The following is an 18857-nucleotide window of genomic DNA, read 5'->3' on the forward strand; positions in this document are numbered from 1 at the left end:
GGGCTCAAACGGCTCGGCGCGCGCGGCGGGCTGCTCGCGCCGCTGCCGTCGCTCGCGCGTTATCGGCAGGTCGCTTATCTGCAGCGCTTCGTTGCCGGCGCCCGGCCCGGTTTCGACTGGCGCGTGCTCGTGATCGGCGGCAAGGCGGTCGCGGCGATGCGGCGCAGCGGCGGCAAGGGCTGGATTCACAACGTTGCGCAAGGCGCGCGCTGCGAGGCCGCCGAGCTGACGGTCCCGCTCGCGCAGACTGCCGTGCGCGCCACCGTCGCGCTCGGGCTCGACTACGCGGGCGTGGACCTGATCCCGAATCCCGACGACGCCGCGCTGCCGCTCGTGCTCGAAGTCAACGGCGTGGCCGCGTGGCGCGGTTTGCAGTCGGTCGTGCCGCTCGATGTCGCCGCGGCGCTGGTCGACGATCTGCTCGATCGCAAGCTCACCGCGCAGCGGCGCGCGCATGAGCAAGCCGAGCAAGCCGCTAGCGCCGGGTTGCCCGTGCAGTCTCCGCAGCGCCGGGCTTGAGCGTCATGCCTATCCGTCATGCAATCTCCGTCGAGCATGCGCGCGCAGCCTTTCTCGCAGCCTGCACGCTCGACGTCACCACGCCGAAACCCGGCAACGTCAGCACCCAAAGCCCCGGCCACGGCATGAACGCGGCGCAGTTTCTCGCCAGCGCGGACGCATCGCTCGACGCGCTGTTCGCGCGCGGCGCCCGCGTCGGACAGCGCATTCTCGACGCGGTCACGCGCACGCGCGCGGCGGTCGGCTGCAATACGAATCTCGGCATCGTGCTGCTGATCGCGCCGCTCGCCGCGGCCCTCGACGAAACCGGCGAACGGCCGCTGACGGCGCCAGCGTGGCGCGCGGCCGTCGGCGACGTGCTGAGCCGGCTCGACGTCGAAGATGCGCGGCTCGCCTATCGTGCGATCGCGCTCGCCAATCCTGGCGGCCTCGGCGACGCGCCCGAGCAATCGGTCCACGCAGCGCCGACGATCGGCCTGCGCGACGCGATGCGACTCGCCAGCGAGCGCGACAGCATCGCGCGGCAGTACGCGAACGGTTTCGCGGACCTGTTCGACACCGGCCTCACCGCCTGCTTCGAAGCCTCGACGCCAGCGTCCGAAGCCGCGCCCGTCGATCCCGGCGAAATCGCGATGCTCAACGTGTTTCTCGCGTTCCTCGCCGGCTGGCCCGACTCTCACATTGTGCGCAAGCACGGCCTCGCGCTGGCGCAGAGTGTCACGCTCGTGGCACGCGAACAGCATGCGCGCTGGCGCCAAACGCGACCCGCCGCGCGCCGCTCGGCAAGCGATCCGCAACTCGATGCTTGGGACGCCGAATTGAAGGCCCGCGCGATCAATCCCGGCACCAGCGCGGACCTCGCGGTGGCCACGCTGTTCGTTGCGCGCTGCGTCGAAGGACGCGGTTAACCCTGAATCGTCTGCGCTGAAAACGCGCCGAACGGGCACGTCAGCATGCCGGGTGCCAGAACTGGCACGGAACCTGTTAGTTAGTACCGCCGTGCAATCCCGCACCGCTCTCGCGATGCTGATCTGGACACGATCGCGGGCGGCGCCTCGTCAGCAGGTCCATACCTACTCATTGGAGGAACAGAATGGCCAAGATCAACCGCGTCATGATCGGGGAGTCGCTAGTCGGCGACGGCAACGAGGTCGCGCATATCGACTTGCTGATCGGACCGCGAGGTTCGGCTGCGGAAACCGCGTTCTGCAACGCGCTCACCAACAACAAGGACGGCTTCACGTCGCTGCTCGCCGTCGTCGCACCGAATCTCATCACGAAGCCCAATACGATCCTCTTCAACAAGGTGACGATCAAAGGCGCCAAGCAGGCCGTGCAGATGTTCGGCCCAGCGCAGCACGCGGTCGCGCTAGCAGTGGCCGACAGCGTCGAGGACGGCACGATCCCGCAGGAAGAAGCCGACGATCTGTTCCTCTGCGTCGGCGTCTTCATCCACTGGCAGGCGGAGGACGACAAGAAGATCCAGCAGTTCAACTATCAGGCGACGCGCGAGGCCATCAAGCGCGCGGTCAGCGGCGAGCCGAGCGCGGCTGAAGTAGTATCCAAGAAGGGCACCGTCGCGCATCCGTTCGCGCCGAACTGACGGTGCATGGCGGCGCAGGAGACGCGGCGCCGTTCGCGGCCCCGCCTCCTCGCGCATCCCGTCGCCTCGCGGCCGCAAGGCACGGACCTCGCGCAGCGGTTCGCGAAGCGGGTTCAATGCTCTCGCAGAGGCATTCAATGACTAACAGATGTCGCGCGCTTCTCGCCTTTACCTCGCTCATGCTCGCCGCGCCGCTCGCGTGGGCGGGCGGCTACAACTATCCGACCGAGGGCCGCGTCGAATACGTGCTCAGCTGCATGGACGATAACGGCCACGATTTCGCGAACGTCTACAAGTGCTCGTGCGTGATCGACAAGATGGCCGCGTCGTTGCCGTACGACGAATTCGTCGACCAGTCGACCTTCTCGAAGTACGCGACGCTCGGCGGCGAAGGCGGCGCGGAATTCCGCGTCGATCACGCCAAGGCTCAAACCAGGAAATTCCGCGCGCTGCAAACGAGCGCGTATCAGGCGTGCGGACTCGGTCCGCAGAAAACGTCGACCGTGGCGAAATGACGACGGTTCGAGGCGCGCCGGGCGTCGGGCGCGCCCCGCTCTCCCCGTCAATTCGGCACCAGCCCCGCGCCCAGCGACGCGTAACACGCGAGACCCACGGCGGCCGCCGGGCCATCGCCGCGACGCCGCTCGATCTGCACGCCGACGGCCGCGAGGTCGGCGAACTTGGCAGGCTTCGCGAGCGACACCCGCACCCAGTGCGCGCCGAAGTCGGCAATCAACAGTTGCGCGATCGTCTCGGCGAGCGCCTCCAGCAGCCGCACGCGATGCGACGCGAATAGCTCCAGCAGCGCCTCGCGCACGGCCGCATAGTTGACCGTATCTTCGATCCGGTCCGTCGCGCACGCGCGGATCGCGGGCACGCCGATCGCCAGATTCACGCGCACCGGTTGCGCAACATGCAACTCGCTGCTGTCGATACCGATGACCGTCTGGCCGATGAAGTTCTCGATGAAGACGATGTCGAGGCGCTCGGGCAACGCGCCGGCTTGCGAGCCGGGATTGGCGCCGAGGCTGGAAAATGCGGCAAGGCGAACAGTATCGATACGATCCATGATGGTCTCCGCCGCGGCGCGGCCCAAGGTTGAACAGATGCAACAGTAGAACGATAGAACTGAGCGACGCGCGGCACACTCTGTGTCGAAGCTGCGACAGGCATGCAACCTGCAAAACGTTTAACGCATCGCGCATCGAGAAAAGCAAATTCCGGGCACGGTGAGGTAAACCCACAGTCACTTTCTGTTGAACCTGTCTTGCATCGAGCGTACAGTTTTAAATACCCGCCTCGTAGCAGGGCCGGTCGCGAGGGAGCAGGCGGACCCAGAACCCGCCGCACCAAGGGCAGACAGGCTTGATAAAGCGGCATTCGCAGCGTGCAATGCAGGCACGCTTGCGAAATGACGCAACGGAGACGAATCCCATGTCGTTGCTCGCTGACAGCAGTACGCACGTCCGGGAAGTTCTGAACGTGGTCAACCATCAGTTGACCACGCGCCCGACAAGCGAACCCGTGGCTCAGTCGTGGACGCGCTGCATCAACGAATTCCAGCTGGACCCCGCGCGTTTCGTGCCGCCGCCGGTGCTCACCGAATACGAACTCAGCGCGCGCCGTGAGGCGCTCGGCGATCTGATCGCGTGTTCGAAACTCGAGATGACGACGCTCTATCAGCAGCTCGCCGATCCCGAGCTCGCGGTCGTGCTCGTCGATTCCGGCGGCGTGATCGTGCATCAGGTGTCGTCCGTGCCGTTCGCCGATGCGGTCGCCGCCGACGGCTTTCGCGTCGGCGCGCTGTGGAGCGAACGCGAAGCCGGCACCAACGGCATGGGCACCTGTCTCGCGGAGCGCGACTGCATCGCCGTCTGTCAGCACGAGCATTTCTATCCGCGCTATACGTCGCTCACGTGCTCGGCCGCGCCGATCTTCGACGACGGCGGCGAAATCGCCGGCGTGCTCGACGTCACCAGCCGCTCGAAGCTGCTGCAGCAGCACTCGCTGGTACTGGTCGGCATGTCGCGGCAGATGATCGAAAACCGTCTGCTCGATGCGCGCTACCGGCACGCCAACATGATCCATTTCCACAGCCGCCCTGAATTCGTCGGCACGCTGCACGGCGGCAAGCTCGCGGTCGGGGACGACAGCACGGTGCTCGCCGCGAACCGCAGCGCGCTGTTCCAGCTCGGCTTCCGCTCGCTCGCCGAGCTGCGCGGCCGGCGTATCGAGGAAGCGTTCAACGCGTCGCTCGAAGACATGATCGCGCGCAGCATTCGCGGCTCGTTCCATCCGGTCACCGTCTACAGCGCGAATGCGACGAACCGCTTTTTCCTCGTCGCGCAGACGCCGCAGAACGGCAGCGGGCGCGTGACGCGCGTGATCGTCACCGACTCCGCGATCCGCAGCAGCGCCCCGGAAAAACACGAGAAGCACGACAAGCACGCGCCGGTGCCGAAGCTCGACGAGATCGCGCACCTCGAATTCGGCGACCCGCGCATGGCCTCGCAGATCCAGCTGGCCGCGCGCGTGATCCAGCGCAAGATTCCGATCGTGCTGCGCGGCCAGACCGGCACCGGCAAGGAAGTCTTCGCGCAGGCGCTGCACAGCATCAGCCCGCACGCCGACGGTCCGTTCGTGCCGGTGAACTGCGCGTCGCTGCCGGAGAACCTGATCGAGAGCGAGCTGTTCGGCTATCGCGCCGGTGCATTTACCGGCGCGCAGCGCGAAGGTCGGCGCGGCAAGATCGTGCAGGCCAACGGCGGCACGCTGTTCCTCGACGAGATCGGCGACATGCCGCTCGTGCTGCAGGCGCGCCTGCTGCGCGTGATCGAGGAACACGAGGTCACGCCGCTCGGCGCCGAGACCACCGTCAAGGTCAATTTCCAGCTGATCAGCGCGAGCCACCGCAATCTGATGGAACTCGTGCAGAGCGGCCAGTTCCGCGAGGACCTGTACTACCGGCTCAAGGGCGTCGAGCTGAATCTGCCGGCGCTGCGCGAGCGCGTCGACAAGCTGCCGCTGATCCATCATCTGCTCGCCAACGAAACCGACGATCCACCCGATCTGACGCCGGAAGCCGAACACGCGCTGCTCACCTACGCGTGGCCCGGCAACATCCGTCAGCTGCGTCACGTGTTGCAGATGGCGATTGCGCTGTCCGACGGCGAGCCGATCGGCTGCGAGCATCTGCCGCCCGAGGTCACGCAACGCACGTCGGCGGTCGATCTGCCGACCGCACTGCGACTCGCAAACGCGGACATGGACGGGCAGCTCGCCGACGAAGCGGACATTTCTTCGCTGAACGCGATCCAGCTGAACGAGCGCGAGACGGTGCTGTCGCTGCTCGACGAGCATCGCTGGAACGTCAGCAACGTCGCGAAGGCGCTCGGCATCAGCCGTAACACGCTGTACCGCAAGATGCGCCGGCTGCATATCCGGCTGTCGCACGAAGGCTCGCCGCCGGACGGCATGCCGCTCGATCTCGACGCATGACCCAGTCGTCCCCCAACGAGTCAGCGCCCAAGGCCGCCCGCGATCTCACCGACTTCAAGCCGGATGCGCGCTTCGCGTGGTGCGTGACCGGCTCCGGTCACATGCTCGAAGAATCGATCGCGCTTGCGCGGCGCTTGCCGCGCGTCGATCTGTTTCTGTCCGCGGCGGCCGAGGAAGTGCTGCCGCTGTACGGCTGGCCGCTCGACAAGCTGCGCGAACAGTTCCGCGTGCTGCGCGACAACAGCGCGAGCGGCGTGCCGGTCGGCATGCTGTATCACGGCGTCTATCACACGGTCGTGATCGCGCCGGCCACCAGCAACACGGTCGCCAAATGCGCTTACGGCATCTCCGATACGCTGCCGACCAACATGTACGCGCAGGCCGGCAAGCAATGCATCCCCGGCATCATCTTTGCATGCGACACCGAACCGAGCGTGATCACGCATAGCCCGGACGAATGGGTCGAACTGCGGCCACGGGCGATCGAGCTCGACAACGTCGAGCGTCTGGCACGTTTCGAGTACACGACGCTCGCGCGCTCGCTCGACGAACTCGAAGCGGCACTCGCCCAACGCCTCGCGACCCTCGATCTCGCATGGACCACATCCTCTTCCTGACCGGCCGGCTTGCCGAACCGAGCCTGCGGCGCGTGCTCGACGGCATGGCGCCGGCGCCGTTCAGTTGGGAGGTGCGCGAAATCGGCCTGCAGGTCGCCGCGTTGATGACCGCCGACATGATCCAGCGCCGCGTGCCCACGCCGCTTGCCGCGCAGCGCGTGATCGTGCCGGGCCGCTGCCGCGGCGATCTCGACTCGCTGAGCGCGCACTACGGCGTGCCGTTCGAACGCGGCCCCGAGGAGGTCAAGGACTTGCCGCAGTTTTTCGGCCACAAGGCGAAGCCGTTCGACCTGAGCCGCTGCGACACGGAGATTTTCGCGGAGATCGTCGATGCGCCGCGGCTCGACCTGGACGGCATCGCGGCAAGGGCGCGCGAATATGCGGCCCAGGGGGCGGACGTGATCGACATCGGCTGTCTGCCGGACACGCCGTTTCCGCATCTCGAAGACGCGGTGCGCCGCCTGAAGGCCGAAGGCTATCGCGTCAGCGTCGATTCGATGCGCAACGACGAACTGCTGCGCGGCGGCCGCGCGGGCGCCGACTATCTGATGAGCCTGAACGTCGATACGCTGTGGATCGCCGACGAAGTGCCGTCGACGCCGATCCTCGTCGCGCGCGAACCCGCTGACCCAGCCTCGCTCGACGCCGCGATCGACGCGCTCTCCGCGCGCGGCCGCGCGTTTCTCGCCGATCCGATTCTCGATCCGATTCCGTTCGGACTGGCCGCGTCGATCGCACGCTACGTGCGCTTGCGCGAGCGCTATCCCGACATCGCGATCATGATGGGCATCGGCAACGTGACCGAGTTGACCGAGGCCGACACGAGCGGCATCAATGCGGTGCTGCTCGGCATGGCGGCGGAATTGCGCGTTGGCGCGGTGCTGACGACTTCGGTGAGTCTGCATGCGCGGCGCGCGCTGCGCGAAGCCGATGTCGCGCGCCGTGTGATGCATGCCGCGCGCGATGCGCAAGTGCTGCCGAAGGGCATCAGCAGCGAACTCGCGACGGTCCACGCGAAACGGCCGTTTCCGTACAGCGCCGAAGAAATCGACGAATTCGCGCGCGCCGTGCGTGATCCGAATTTCCGCGTGCAGATCAGCGCCGACGGCATTCACGTGTACAACCGCGACGGCCATCGACGCGGCGACGATCCGTTCGCGCTGTACCCGCAGCTGAACCTCGAAACCGACGGCGGCCACGCGTTCTATATGGGCGTGCAGCTTGCCCGCGCGGAGATTGCATGGCGGCTCGGCAAGCGCTTCGATCAGGACCAGCCGCTCGACTGGGGCTGCGCGATCGACCGGCCGGAAGAAGATCTCAGCGTCTGGTGCGGGCCGGGCGAGACGATGAAAAAGCGCTGAACCCGCCGCGCCGTCACTGCATGGCCGCTACGCTCGCGGGTTCGTCGACGGTAGCCAGTTCGCCGCGCATGCCGCGAATCGCCTGCGCCCGATCGCTCGCGCCGAACACGGCCGATCCCGCGACGAACACATCGGCGCCCGCCGTGGCGACACGCGCGATGTTCGACGCCTTCACGCCGCCGTCCACCTCGATCAGCAACGGCCGGCCGGTGCGCTGCATCGTCGTATCGACGCGCTCGCGCAGCAGCCGGAGCTTATCGAGCGTTTCGGCAATGAACGTCTGGCCGCCGAAGCCCGGATTCACCGACATCACCAGCACGACGTCGAGCATCTCCAGCACATGATCGAGCACCGTGAGCGGCGTCGCCGGATTCAGCGCGAGCCCGGCGCGCGCACCGTGCGAGCGGATCAGTTCGATGGTCCGATGCACGTGCAGCGTCGCCTCCGGATGAAAGCTGATCAGGTTCGCGCCGGCCTCGGCAAACGCCGACACCAGCGGATCGACCGGCGTGGTCATCAGATGCACGTCGAACGGCAGCGACGTGTACGGCCGGATCGCCGAGCACACGAGCGGCCCTACGGTCAGGTTCGGCACATAGTGGTTGTCCATCACGTCCAGATGAATCCAGTCCGCGCCGGCCGCCGTCACGTCGCGAATCTCGTCGGCGAGGCGGGCAAAATCCGCCGACAGCAGCGACGGAGCAATCAGGAATTCGCGCATTGCGTTCTCCATACCAGTGACGTCAGTGATAGCGGCTCGCCATCGTGTCGAGCGGCAGTGGCTTGATGCGCGCCGCCTGCCCCGCGCAACCGAACGCCTCGAAACGCTCGATGCAGATCGCGCTAGCCGCGGCGGTGGCCGCCTTCAGGGCCGCGCGCGGATCGAATTCCGAGCGCGCATTGGCGAGCGACTTGCGCATCGCGCCGCTCATCGCGAGACGGATGTCGGTGTCGATATTGACCTTGCGCACGCCGTGCGCGATGCCGCGGCGGATTTCGTCGACGGGCACGCCGTAGGTGGTCGGAATCTCGCCGCCGTACTCGCGGATCACCGCGAGCCATTCCTGCGGCACCGACGACGAACCGTGCATCACCAGATGCGTGTCCGGAATCCGCGAATGAATGGAGTCGATCCGGTCGATCGCGAGGATGTCGCCGGTCGGCTCGCGGCTGAACTTGTACGCACCGTGCGAAGTGCCGATCGCGATCGCGAGCGCATCGACACCGGTCGCATCGACGAAGCGCCGCGCTTCGTCGGGGTCGGTCAGCAGGTGCTCGCGCGTCAGCTTGCCTTCTGCGCCGACGCCGTCCTCTTCACCCGCGGTGCCCGTTTCGAGCGAGCCGAGACAGCCCAACTCACCCTCCACCGACACGCCGACCGCATGCGCGGCGTCCACCACCCGGCGGCTCACCTCGACGTTGTAGTTATACGCGGCCGGCGTTTTCTGGTCGGGCAATAGCGAGCCGTCCATCATCACCGAGGTGAAGCCCGAGCGGATCGCCTGCTGGCACACCGCCGGGCTCGCGCCGTGATCCTGATGCAGCACGAGCGGAATGTCCGGGTGCGCCTCGAGCGCGGCGAGCACCAGATGGCGAAGATACGGCTCGCCCGCGTACTTGCGGGCGCCGGCCGACGCCTGCAGGATCACCGGGCTATCGGTCGCCTCGGCCGCGCGCATGATCGCGTGAATCTGCTCCATGTTGTTGACGTTGAACGCGGGCACGCCGTAGTCGTGTTCGGCCGCGTGATCCAGCAGTTGCCGCAGGGTGATGAAGGCCATTGCGTGCTCCTCGATATGAAATGAAATCTTGTCGAGCGGCGTGCTCAACGCGCACCGTCCGCGACGCGTCGCGTCGGGTGCGCTTCGAAAAACGTCAGGCGCGCGAGCGTCGGTCGATCAGTTGCAGGATCATCGGCGTGAAGATCAGCTGCATCGCGAGTCCCATCTTGCCGCCCGGCACGACGATCACGTTCGGGCGCGACATGAACGAGTCGTGCAGCATCGTCAGCAGATACTGGAAGTCGATGCCCTTCGGCCGCGCGAAGCGGATCACCACGAAGCTCTCGTCGGGCTGCGGGATCTCGCGGGCGGTGAACGGATTCGACGTGTCCACGGTCGGCACGCGCTGGAAGTTCACATGCGTGCGCGAGAACTGCGGGCAGATGTAGTTCACGTAGTCGGGCATACGACGCAGGATCGTGTCCACCACCGCTTCGTGCGTGTAGCCGCGCATCGTCTGGTCGCGGTGCAGCTTCTGGATCCATTCGAGATTGATGATCGGCACGACGCCGATCAGCAGATCCGCATGCCGCGCGATGTTGACCTTGTCGGTCACCGCCGCGCCATGCAGCCCTTCGTAGAACATCAGGTCGGTATTGGCCGCGACGTCCTCCCACGGCGTGAAGGTGCCGCCGTCCTGCTTGTACAACTGCGCTTCGGCCGCGTCGTGCACGTAGTGGCGAAACTGCCCGCCGCCGTTCTCGCCGTAGCGCGTGAACAGCGTTTCGAGTTCTTCGAGCAGATTCGCTTCCGGCCCGAAGTGGCTGAAATTCGGCACGCCGTCGCGTTCGCGCTCCTGCATCGCCGCGCGCATGCCGTTGCGGTCGTAGCGATGGAACGCGTCGCCTTCGACGATCTGCGCATTGATGTGCTCGCGTCTGAAGATATGCGTGAAACTCTTCATGACGGTGGTGGTTCCCGCGCCGCTCGAGCCGGTCACCGCGATGATCGGATGTTTGACTGACATGCGCTTGTCTCCGGATGACTGTGTTTGCGCCCAGTCGCCGATCACGCCGTGAAATCCGGCAGGAACAGCGAGCGCGTGCCGAACAGCGGCGACGAGAACGGCTTGTCCTCGCCGCGGTCGTATTCGCCGTGATAGCGCGCAATGCGCTCCACCTCGACCTTCGAGCCGAGGATCACCGGCACGCGGCCATGCAGCGCGCGCGGCGCGAGCTCGAGAATGCGCTCGCGTCCGGTGGTCGCGAGGCCGCCCGCCTGCTCGACCAGAAAGCTCATCGGGTTCGCCTCGTAGAGCAGGCGCAGGCGCCCTTCCATCGCCGGCGTTTTCGAGTCGCGAGGATACATGAACACCCCGCCGCGCATCAGGATGCGATGCACTTCCGCGACCATCGACGCGATCCAGCGCATGTTGAAGTCGCGCGTGCGGCAGCCGCTGCGGCCGTCCTTGCACTCCTGCACGTAGCGGCGCACGGGCGGTTCCCAGAAGCGCTCGTTCGATGCGTTGATTGCGAACTCGCCGGTCTCTTCTGGAATCCGGATGTTCGAATGCGTGAGCACGAAGTTGCCGATGTCGCGCTCCAGCGTGAAGCCATGCGTGCCGTTGCCGACCGACAGCACCAGCATCGTCGAGGGTCCATACACGGCATAGCCGGCCGCCACCTGTTCGCAGCCCGGCCGCAGGAACGCGGCTTCGCTGCTTGCATCCTCCGCCGAGTCGCGCGTGCGCAGCACCGAGAAGATCGAACCGACCACGCCGTTGATGTCGATATTCGACGAGCCGTCGAGCGGATCGAACGCAAGCAGATACTCGCCACGCGGATACTCCGGAGGAATCGGGTACACGTGCTCCATTTCCTCGGACACCATCGCGGCCAGCAAGCCGTCCCACTCGCATTGCTGCACGAAAATCTCGTTGGTGGAGACGTCGAGCTTCTTCTGCTCCTCGCCGTGCGTGTTGAGCGTTTGCGCGGAACCGTAGTTGCCGCCTAGCGCTCCCTTGGTCAGCATCGCCGAGATCGATTTGATGGCGGCCGCTACGTCGATGAGCAGCGCGGAGAGTCCCGCCGTGTCCCGCGTGTCGTCTGTACACGGCGGGCGATCGAGCGTGTCGATCAGGAACTTCGAAAGTGTCGTGCGTCCGTCCTGCATGGCGTTCTCCTTCGATGGTGTCGTGATTCAGCCCGGCGGCGCCGTGACGGCGCGCGCGGTGGAAGGCGGTGGCGAGGACGGCTGCATGGGCTCGTCGAATACGCGGCTCGCGCGCACATCGGCGGCGTCGATCAGCGTCAGCGCGGCGGCATCGATCGGCTCGCCGCCCTGCAACGCGCTCGCGAACAGGCGGTTCGCCTGGCGCAGCCGCGCGCGGTCGAGCGCATTGCGCACAGAGCGCGCGTTGGCGAAATTCGGTTGCCGGATGCGGCGCGCCAGATAGTCGGCGAACGCGCGGCGCGACGCGGCATCGAAGCGGTAATGCATGGTGTCGAGCATCCGCTCGGCGATTTCGAGCAGTTCGGTTTCCTCGTAATCGGGAAACGTGATGTGATGCGCAATGCGCGAGCGGAAACCCGGATTGCTCTCGAAGAACACTTCCATCCGCGACGCGTAGCCGGCCAGAATCACGACCAGGTCGCTGCGCTGGTTCTCCATCGTCTGCAGCAGGATTTCGATCGCTTCCTGCCCGTAATCGCGCTCGTTCTCCGGGCGATACAGGTAGTACGCTTCGTCGATGAACAGCACGCCGCCCATCGCGCGCTTCAGCACGTCGCGCGTTTTCGGCGCGGTGTGACCGATGTACTGGCCGACCAGATCGTCGCGCGTGACCGACACCAGATGATTGCGGCGGATGTAGCCGAGCCGGTGCAGCACCTCGGCCATGCGCAGCGCGACCGTCGTCTTGCCGGTGCCGGGGTTGCCGGAAAAACACATATGCAAGGTCGGCGCGCCGCCCGCAAGACCCAGCGAAGCCCGCGCGCGTTCGACCAGCAGATGCGCGGCGACTTCGCGAATGCGCGTCTTCACGGGCGCGAGCCCGACCAGATCGCGTTCGAGTTCGCCGAGCACGTCGCCGATGCCCGAGTCACGGTACAGTGCCGCGAGGTCGATGTGGGGCGTGGCGTCGTCGCTGTGCGCGGTGGACGCGGGCAGTGCGTCCACGATGGCGGCGTCAGTCATTGCTCCTCCTTGCGGGTTTGTCGTGTGCCTGTCTTGCACCCTCGTGCCCGATCAGCGGCTCAGCCCGGTGAGCCGTAGCGCTCGCCCGCCGGCCGGTCGGTCGCATAGCCCGTCATGCTGTAGCGCTGCGTGCGCCCCTGCGCGTCCTGGCGCGACAGACGGAAGCCCGGCTCCACGTCCGGCCGGTTGACGATGAACGACAGGCGCATCGTCTCGAAGGTGCGCTCCGAATCGAATGCGTTGACCTTGATGTAGTGCTGCGGCCGCGCCTCGCGACAGGCCCGGACCTCCTGCAAGACGCCTGCCGCGTCGTGCAGGTCGAACATCGGCAGGCCCCACATTTCCCAGTACGTGTTGCGCGGATGCGGGTCGTCGGTGAATTCGACCGAACAGGCCCAGCCCTGGCGCAGCGCGTAGTCGATCTGCAGGCCGATTTCCTCGTCGGTCAGTTCGGGCAGAAAAGAAAACGTTCCTTGAGTAATACGCATGACGAACCTCGTTGATGGATGTCGCGTTCAGAACGGCGTCAACGGTGCCCCGCGCGGTGCCGTAGCACCACGTTGCGGATGCGCTCGTGAAGCGCTGGCGGGTAAAGCTCGGCTCTCTTAAGCCGCAGTCGGCGTGGCGGCGAAATCGGGCGTATCGGTCGACGCGTAGTTGAAAGTCACGTCGCGCCACGTATCGAGCGCCTGCTTGAGCGGCGTGCACCAGCGCGCTGCGGCTTCGAGCACGTCGGGCCCTTCGCGCAGAATGTCGCGGCCCTCGTTGCGGGCCTTGACCATCGCTTCGAGCGCGACGCGGTTCGCAGTCGCCCCGGCCTGGATGCCGGCCGGATGGCCGATCGTGCCGCCGCCGAACTGCAGGATCGCGTCGTCGCCGAACAGGTCGAGCAGCTGATGCATCTGCCCCGCGTGAATCCCGCCGGAAGCGACCGGCATCACCTTGCGCAAGCCGGCCCACGGTTGATCGAAGAAGAGGCCGCGCGACAGGTCCACCGCGTTGTGCGCGTCGCGGCACACGTTGTAGTAGCCCTGGACCGACAGCGGATCGCCTTCGAGCTTGCCGACCGCGGTGCCCGCATGCGCATGATCTACGCCCGCCATGCGCAGCCATTTGGCGATCACGCGAAACGAGATGCCGTGATTGCGTTGCCGCGTGTAGGTGCTGTGCCCCGCGCGATGCAGATGCAGGATCATGTCGTGCTTGCGGGCCCAGCGCGACATCGACTGGATCGCGGTCCAGCCGATCACCAGATCGATCATCACGATGCACGAGCCAAGCTCCTTCGCGAATTCGGCGCGCTCGTACATGTCTTCCATCGTGCCGGCCGTCACGTTCAGGTAGTGCCCTTTGACCTCGCCGGTTTCCGCCTGCGCGCGGTTCACCGCCTCCATCGAAAACAGGAAGCGGTCGCGCCAATGCATGAACGCCTGCGAGTTGATGTTCTCGTCGTCCTTCAGGAAATCGAGGCCGCCGCGCAGGCCCTCGTAGACCACCCGCCCATAGTTCTTGCCCGACAGCCCGAGCTTCGGCTTGACCGTGGCGCCGAGCAGCGGGCGTCCATACTTGTCGAGCCGTTCACGCTCGACGACGATGCCGGTCGGCGGTCCCTGAAACGTCTTCAGATAGGCGACGGGGATGCGCATGTCTTCGAGCCGCAACGCCTTCAGCGGCTTGAAGCCGAACACGTTGCCGATGATCGACGCGGTCAGGTTCGCGACCGAGCCCTCTTCGAACAGATCGAGTTCATACGCGATGTACGCGAAGTACTGCGGCTCGTCGGCGCGCGACACCGGCACCGGTTCGACGCGATACGCCTTCGCGCGATACATGTCGCAGGCGGTCAGGCGGTCGGTCCACACGACCGTCCACGTCGCGGTCGACGATTCGCCGGCCACCGCGGCCGCCGCTTCCTCGGGTTCGACACCGGGTTGCGGCGTAATGCGAAAGAGCGCGATCACGTCGGTCTCTTTCGGTTCGTAGTCCGGTTGCCAGTAACCCATCTCGCGGTATTTCATCACGCCTGCCGCGTACCGCTCGCGCGGATTGTGCGGATCGCGCGCTTGATGTCCGGGCTGGATCGGCGGTTGACTGAAATCGTTCATGACCTGTCCTCGAAGGTGGCAAGCGCACTGCCGGAAGAACCAAGCGCTTGAGTTGCACTGTAGGCACGGACACGCCCAAGGGGAATTCACGATTTTATTTGGCAGACTTAATGGATCGATTATCACTATCACATCGTTAGTTTCTTTTTCACGCCATGAAACGGCAATGGGAGCAGAATCGGCTAGTGTGGGAGACGGGCACGGGTGACAGCGCAATCGGATTGGCGAATCGCGATGGAACACTTTGCTTCGTTTCCGCCACACCGCGCGGACGCTTGCGTCTGGCAAGCCGCGCGAGCGCCAGGGCGTGGCGCAATTCGCCGAGCGCTGTATTAGCTCTCGAATGCGCGCCCGCCTGGCCGGCCGGCACACGCACGGGCATGGAGATTGCGTGATGCCGGCTGCCGTCGAGATCGGGCATGAAAGTTCGCCGGGCCGGCGGCTCAGAGCAGTTCGAACCGCAGTTCCAAGCGCAGTTTCAACCGAAGGAGGAAGCACGTATGCAATGGACGACTCCGAGCTACACCGACGTACGCCTCGGTTTTGAAATCGTGATGTATGTCGCTACGCGTTAAGCCCGCAACCGGGCCGCACGCCGCGGCCCCTTTGCGGTTCCCGTTTGTGTTTGACCTCTGCTGACGGCCGGCCTTCCGGCGCTGTCGGGACAAACGTTCCCAACCATGATCCACGAAACGATCGTCACCACGGCAGCGTGCGATGGCCGTCCTCATATCGCGCCGATGGGCGCGCGCTACGAGGGTGAGCGCATCGTCCTTGCGCCTTTCCGACCGTCGGTTACGCTCGACAACATCGTCGCGACGCGCGCGGCCGTGCTGAATTTCACGACCGACGTGCGCATCTTCGCGGGCTGCGTCACGCACTGCGCGACCGATTGGCCGACCGTGGCCGCAAGCCGTGTCGCGAGCGTGCGGCTGGCCGAATCGCTGGCCCACGCCGAACTCGAACTCGACGAACTGCAAGACGACAAAGAGCGCCCGGTACTGGTGATGAAATGCGTGCACCGCGAAAACCACGCGCCGTTCGCGGGCTTCAATCGCGCGCAGTCGGCGGTCGTGGAAGGCGCGATTCTGGTAAGCCGGCTTTTCATGCTGCCGGCCGACAAGGTCGATCGCGAAATGGCCTATCTGCAGATCGCGATCGACAAAACCGCCGGCGACAACGAGCGCACCGCATGGGGCTGGCTCGTCGCCGCGGTCGCGCGATACCGCGCGAATCTGGAAGGGGCGGCCAATCACGCCGCCGCTTCCGCCCATCATTAGGGTCTGTTAGACCCTCAACCCGTTTGCCGCGGAGAATCCCGATGACCGCATTGCTTGCGAGCGTCCGCTCGGATGAGGAAGCATTCGATGCCGCACGCGCCGGCGCCGAGCTGATCGACCTGAAAGAACCGAACGACGGCGCGCTCGGCGGCCTGTCGGTCGGCGCCATTACGAACATCGCGCGACAGCTGCGGGCGCGCTATCCGGTCAAGCCGATCAGCGCGGCGATCGGCGACGTGCCGGCGGATGCGTTCGACGAGATCGCCACGCGCGTGATCGACGTCAGCGACGCCGGCGTCGACTATGTGAAGGTCGGGGTCGCGCGCGGACCAGCCGCGCGCCGCTGCATCGAGCAGCTCGCGAATCTGCCGGCCACCGTCGTGCCGGTGCTGCTGTGCGACGGCGGCATGGACGACGACCTCGTCAGCCACACCGCGGCGCTCGGCTTTGCCGGCCTGATGTTCGATACCGCGAGCAAGGACGGCGGCACGCTGTTCGATCACGTCGATGTCGACTCGCTCGCACGCTGGTTGCGGCTCGCGCGTCAGCGCGGCGCGATGGTGGGCATCGCCGGTGCGCTCGGCTGGGCGCAACTGCCGCAGATCCGTGCGCTAGCGCCCGACGTGGCCGGTTTTCGCACCGCGCTGTGCGCCGACGGGCGCCGCTCGCGGCTCGATCCCGAGCGCGTCGCGCAATGGGCGAGCGCGTTGCACCGGCCGGCTGGCGAAATCCGCGTCGATGGCGGTGCGCCGCTGCCGGGCTCGACGAGCGCGACGCGGCTATAGCCACCGCTCACATCACCGGAATGTTCAGCAAACGGTCGCGCATCAGCGCGACGTTGCTTTTGTCGAGCAGTTCGACCACATAGTTCGCATCCGTCACGTAGTCGACGAACTTGCGGTCGACTACGCCCGACGCGGCCAGCGTTTCGAGCGGATCGTCGGCGGCGATCGGACAGGATTTGACGACGATCAGCCGCTCGGCGTTGAGCATCGTCGAAAGCCAGGCGGCAAGGCTGTCGGAGGTCGTGTCCCAGTTGCTCATCGTGTCGGGCGTGTCGCGCATCAGCGCGGTGGGCACCCACACGGCGACGTGGCCGTCGCGCAACGTGCGGCGAATCTTCGCCTCGCTCGACGCGATCACCAGTTCGGGCGACACACCTTGCATCAGCAGCGCGTATTGCGTCATCGCGAGCAGACACATGTTGTGCGCGGCCAGATCGTCGAAGTTCCATTCGCCCTGGTACTGGCGCACCTTGTCCGCGAAATCGCCGCCGCCGGGCACGATCACCACGCGTCCGCCGCCGACTTCGCATAGCTCGCTGAGCCAGTGGCGCAGTGCCGGGTCGTGACTCAGGCTGCCTCCGATCTTGACCACCCACATGACTGTTGTCCTCGCGTCCAGTTGAGTGCCCGGCTGGGTCGCGTCGTTTCGCAACCTCGTTCATCACCGAACTTGTCCCGCTCGCCCAATCGTCCCCACTGCCCCTCTTTGCGCTACTCGTGCGCTGGCGCCGGGTCTTCGGGCGGCGCCGCGCCGGTCGACTCATGCCGCGCGCGCGGCGACGCCACGCGCGCTTCGCCGCTGCGCTGCCGGTTCGTGCGCCGCGAGCAGCGCGACCGCCACGCTCGGCGCGCAGGTCGCCGCCCACGCCGCGCTGGCATCGGGCACGCCCGCCAACGCGCCGAAGTCGATATAGCCGCGCGCTTCGTCGCGCGCCAAGGCGGCGACGAGGAAGCGGCCGCAGCCCGCGCCCACCAGCGGCGCGGCCGCGAGCGCCGGCTGCGCGGCGACCACGCGCATCAGGTTTGCGCCGATTTCGCGCACCTGCAGCGCCCGCCAGCGCCGCGCAAACTGCAGCCATTCGAGGTCCGACGCGTCGTGCGCGTCGTGCCCGATCATGCGCGCGAGCCGCGCGCGGCTCGCCGCCTGGGTCTTCGCTCCCTGGTCCGCGCTCGGCTGCACGTCGTGCAGCGGGTCCAGTTCGCCCGTCAGCCGGTAGACGTCGGCGGTGGTCGCAAACCATTCATTCATCACGTTCAGCGTGGCGCCGCCGAATTCGATCCGATGCGCGACGCCGCACAACGGCGTGCGCACGACGCCGTGATACACGAGTTCGCCGCTCGCGAGCCGGCCCGCATCGGTCGCGCCACGCGCGACGACCCGGCCGTCGACGATCGGAATGATGTCGGTAGTGGTGCTGCCGATGTCGATCAGCAGCGCGTTCGCCATGCGGGTAGCGACCCAGCTCGCGGTCGCGAGCCAGTTCGCCGACGCGACCTGGCGCCAGCCGGCCGCGCAGTCGTCGGCAGCGAGCCAGCCGGCGTCGCCGGCGTAGAAACGCAGTGACGAACCGAGCCGCTGCGCGAGCGCGGCCACGATCGCGCGCACGCCTTCGGCGCGGTCCGCGAACAGGTCGACCATCTCGCCGGTCATCGTCACCGCATGCTGCGCGGCGTCCGTGCGGGCCTGCGGCCAGCGCTCGAAGACGAGGTCGATCGTCCGTTGCAGATGGTCGAGCCCCTGCCACAGCGGACACGGCCATTGCACGACGTCGAGCACGGCGTCGCTGCCGTCGATGAGCGACACCTTCACGGGCGCACCGCCGCCGTCCCAGCCGAACCGCACCGCCGGGTTCGAACGGGCGGCGCTCAAGGACGCACCTCGAATGTGAGCGGATTGGCGCGCGCCGCCCCGCGGCGCTCGAGTCGCACGCCGTGCGCGGCCAGCAGCGCGCGCGTCAGACCGCTGCCGCGCACCGCCGACAGCCCCGCATAAGCGACTGTCAGACGCGGATTCACCTCGATCACGACCGGCCCGCGTTGCGGATGCCACACGACATCGATGCCGACGAAGCCGCGCAAACCCGGGATGGCCCGCGCGACGCGATGCGCGAGCGTGTCGAGCGCGCGGCCCATGTCGCTGTGCTGGTCGTTCTGATAGAGCAGCAAGCCGTCG

At 66.6% G+C, this 18857-nt stretch carries 22 protein-coding genes; 10 read left to right on the plus strand and 12 right to left on the minus strand.

Annotated elements, in window-relative coordinates:
* From AB4Y34_RS37920 to AB4Y34_RS37935, 4 genes are all read left to right on the plus strand, one after another.
* Window positions 1-519 (plus strand): RimK family alpha-L-glutamate ligase (locus AB4Y34_RS37920; protein WP_368718923.1); only part of this gene is annotated, 519 nt, incomplete at its 5' end.
* A gap of 5 nt (window positions 520-524) precedes the next feature.
* Window positions 525-1427, plus strand: a complete 903-nt coding sequence (locus tag AB4Y34_RS37925) for a triphosphoribosyl-dephospho-CoA synthase (RefSeq protein ID WP_368718924.1) — start codon at window positions 525-527, stop codon at window positions 1425-1427.
* Between the two features lie 185 nt (window positions 1428-1612).
* On the plus strand, window positions 1613-2122 hold the full coding sequence (fae, locus tag AB4Y34_RS37930; RefSeq protein WP_176107508.1) for a formaldehyde-activating enzyme: 510 nt from the start codon (window positions 1613-1615) through the stop codon (window positions 2120-2122).
* A 137-nt stretch (window positions 2123-2259) separates the two neighbouring features.
* Window positions 2260-2637, plus strand: coding sequence for a hypothetical protein (locus AB4Y34_RS37935; protein ID WP_176120575.1), 378 nt, complete (start codon window positions 2260-2262; stop codon window positions 2635-2637).
* Between the two features lie 47 nt (window positions 2638-2684).
* On the opposite strand, the gene AB4Y34_RS37940 is transcribed toward AB4Y34_RS37935, so the two are convergent.
* On the minus strand, window positions 2685-3191 hold the full coding sequence (locus AB4Y34_RS37940; RefSeq protein WP_176107505.1) for a dihydroneopterin aldolase: 507 nt from the start codon (window positions 3189-3191) through the stop codon (window positions 2685-2687).
* A gap of 365 nt (window positions 3192-3556) precedes the next feature.
* Here AB4Y34_RS37940 and AB4Y34_RS37945 point away from each other — a divergent pair, with 365 nt between their 5' ends.
* The 3 genes from AB4Y34_RS37945 to AB4Y34_RS37955 are packed head-to-tail and all read left to right on the plus strand — an operon-like array spanning window position 3557 to window position 7598.
* On the plus strand, window positions 3557-5620 hold the full coding sequence (locus AB4Y34_RS37945; RefSeq protein ID WP_368718925.1) for a sigma-54-dependent Fis family transcriptional regulator: 2064 nt from the start codon (window positions 3557-3559) through the stop codon (window positions 5618-5620).
* A complete protein-coding gene (locus AB4Y34_RS37950) occupies window positions 5617-6237 on the plus strand; it encodes a flavoprotein (protein WP_368718926.1) in 621 nt (206 codons plus the stop codon). The genes AB4Y34_RS37945 and AB4Y34_RS37950 overlap by 4 nt, the downstream gene beginning before the upstream one ends.
* Window positions 6216-7598, plus strand: coding sequence for a DUF6513 domain-containing protein (locus AB4Y34_RS37955; protein WP_368718927.1), 1383 nt, complete (start codon window positions 6216-6218; stop codon window positions 7596-7598). Before AB4Y34_RS37950 ends, AB4Y34_RS37955 begins: the two co-directional genes overlap by 22 nt.
* A gap of 13 nt (window positions 7599-7611) precedes the next feature.
* Here the strand turns inward: AB4Y34_RS37955 and rpe are convergent, their stop codons facing one another.
* The 8 genes from rpe to AB4Y34_RS37995 form a co-directional block, all read right to left on the minus strand.
* The gene (gene rpe / locus AB4Y34_RS37960) at window positions 7612-8319 is read right to left on the minus strand and encodes a ribulose-phosphate 3-epimerase (RefSeq protein ID WP_368718928.1); all 708 of its coding nucleotides are present in this window, start codon (window positions 8317-8319) and stop codon (window positions 7612-7614) included.
* Window positions 8320-8341: 22 nt separating this feature from the next.
* Window positions 8342-9379, minus strand: a complete 1038-nt coding sequence (gene fba, locus AB4Y34_RS37965; RefSeq protein ID WP_368718929.1) for a class II fructose-bisphosphate aldolase — start codon at window positions 9377-9379, stop codon at window positions 8342-8344.
* 94 nt (window positions 9380-9473) lie between these two features.
* Complete coding sequence (locus AB4Y34_RS37970) at window positions 9474-10346, minus strand: phosphoribulokinase (RefSeq protein WP_368718930.1); 873 nt, start codon at window positions 10344-10346, stop codon at window positions 9474-9476.
* A 41-nt stretch (window positions 10347-10387) separates the two neighbouring features.
* Window positions 10388-11491: a class 1 fructose-bisphosphatase gene (locus tag AB4Y34_RS37975; protein WP_368718931.1), complete on the minus strand. Its 1104-nt coding sequence runs from the start codon at window positions 11489-11491 to the stop codon at window positions 10388-10390.
* Between the two features lie 27 nt (window positions 11492-11518).
* A complete protein-coding gene (cbbX, locus tag AB4Y34_RS37980) occupies window positions 11519-12514 on the minus strand; it encodes a CbbX protein (RefSeq protein WP_176120566.1) in 996 nt (331 codons plus the stop codon).
* A gap of 59 nt (window positions 12515-12573) precedes the next feature.
* Window positions 12574-13002: a ribulose bisphosphate carboxylase small subunit gene (locus AB4Y34_RS37985; RefSeq protein ID WP_368718932.1), complete on the minus strand. Its 429-nt coding sequence runs from the start codon at window positions 13000-13002 to the stop codon at window positions 12574-12576.
* A gap of 117 nt (window positions 13003-13119) precedes the next feature.
* Window positions 13120-14619, minus strand: a complete 1500-nt coding sequence (locus tag AB4Y34_RS37990) for a form I ribulose bisphosphate carboxylase large subunit (RefSeq protein WP_176107485.1) — start codon at window positions 14617-14619, stop codon at window positions 13120-13122.
* 148 nt (window positions 14620-14767) lie between these two features.
* Window positions 14768-15040, minus strand: a complete 273-nt coding sequence (locus AB4Y34_RS37995) for a hypothetical protein (RefSeq protein ID WP_176107483.1) — start codon at window positions 15038-15040, stop codon at window positions 14768-14770.
* Between AB4Y34_RS37995 and pqqA the strand changes: the two genes are divergently transcribed.
* The 3 genes from pqqA (at window position 15039) to AB4Y34_RS38010 (ending at window position 16684) form a co-directional block, all read left to right on the plus strand.
* Window positions 15039-15194 (plus strand): pyrroloquinoline quinone precursor peptide PqqA, encoded by a 156-nt coding sequence (gene pqqA / locus AB4Y34_RS38000; RefSeq protein ID WP_368718933.1) that lies wholly within the window; start codon window positions 15039-15041, stop codon window positions 15192-15194. The two genes, AB4Y34_RS37995 and pqqA, sit on opposite strands and share 2 nt — an antisense overlap.
* 105 nt (window positions 15195-15299) lie before the next feature.
* Window positions 15300-15899, plus strand: coding sequence for a DUF447 domain-containing protein (locus AB4Y34_RS38005; RefSeq protein WP_368718934.1), 600 nt, complete (start codon window positions 15300-15302; stop codon window positions 15897-15899).
* Window positions 15900-15940: 41 nt separating this feature from the next.
* Window positions 15941-16684, plus strand: coding sequence for a (5-formylfuran-3-yl)methyl phosphate synthase (locus AB4Y34_RS38010; protein ID WP_368612394.1), 744 nt, complete (start codon window positions 15941-15943; stop codon window positions 16682-16684).
* A gap of 7 nt (window positions 16685-16691) precedes the next feature.
* Here AB4Y34_RS38010 and AB4Y34_RS38015 read toward each other — a convergent pair whose 3' ends face one another.
* From AB4Y34_RS38015 to AB4Y34_RS38025, 3 genes are all read right to left on the minus strand, one after another.
* Window positions 16692-17282, minus strand: coding sequence for a tetrahydromethanopterin biosynthesis protein, kinase (locus AB4Y34_RS38015; RefSeq protein WP_013091052.1), 591 nt, complete (start codon window positions 17280-17282; stop codon window positions 16692-16694).
* A 162-nt stretch (window positions 17283-17444) separates the two neighbouring features.
* A complete protein-coding gene (locus AB4Y34_RS38020) occupies window positions 17445-18554 on the minus strand; it encodes a hydantoinase/oxoprolinase family protein (protein ID WP_368718935.1) in 1110 nt (369 codons plus the stop codon).
* On the minus strand, window positions 18551-18857 hold a 307-nt coding region (locus AB4Y34_RS38025; protein WP_368718936.1), incomplete at its 5' end, for an ATP-grasp domain-containing protein. The genes AB4Y34_RS38025 and AB4Y34_RS38020, both read right to left, overlap by 4 nt.

Origin of the sequence: Paraburkholderia sp. BR10954 (assembly GCF_040965775.1) — a bacterium.
Taxonomy (GTDB): domain Bacteria; phylum Pseudomonadota; class Gammaproteobacteria; order Burkholderiales; family Burkholderiaceae; genus Paraburkholderia; species Paraburkholderia youngii.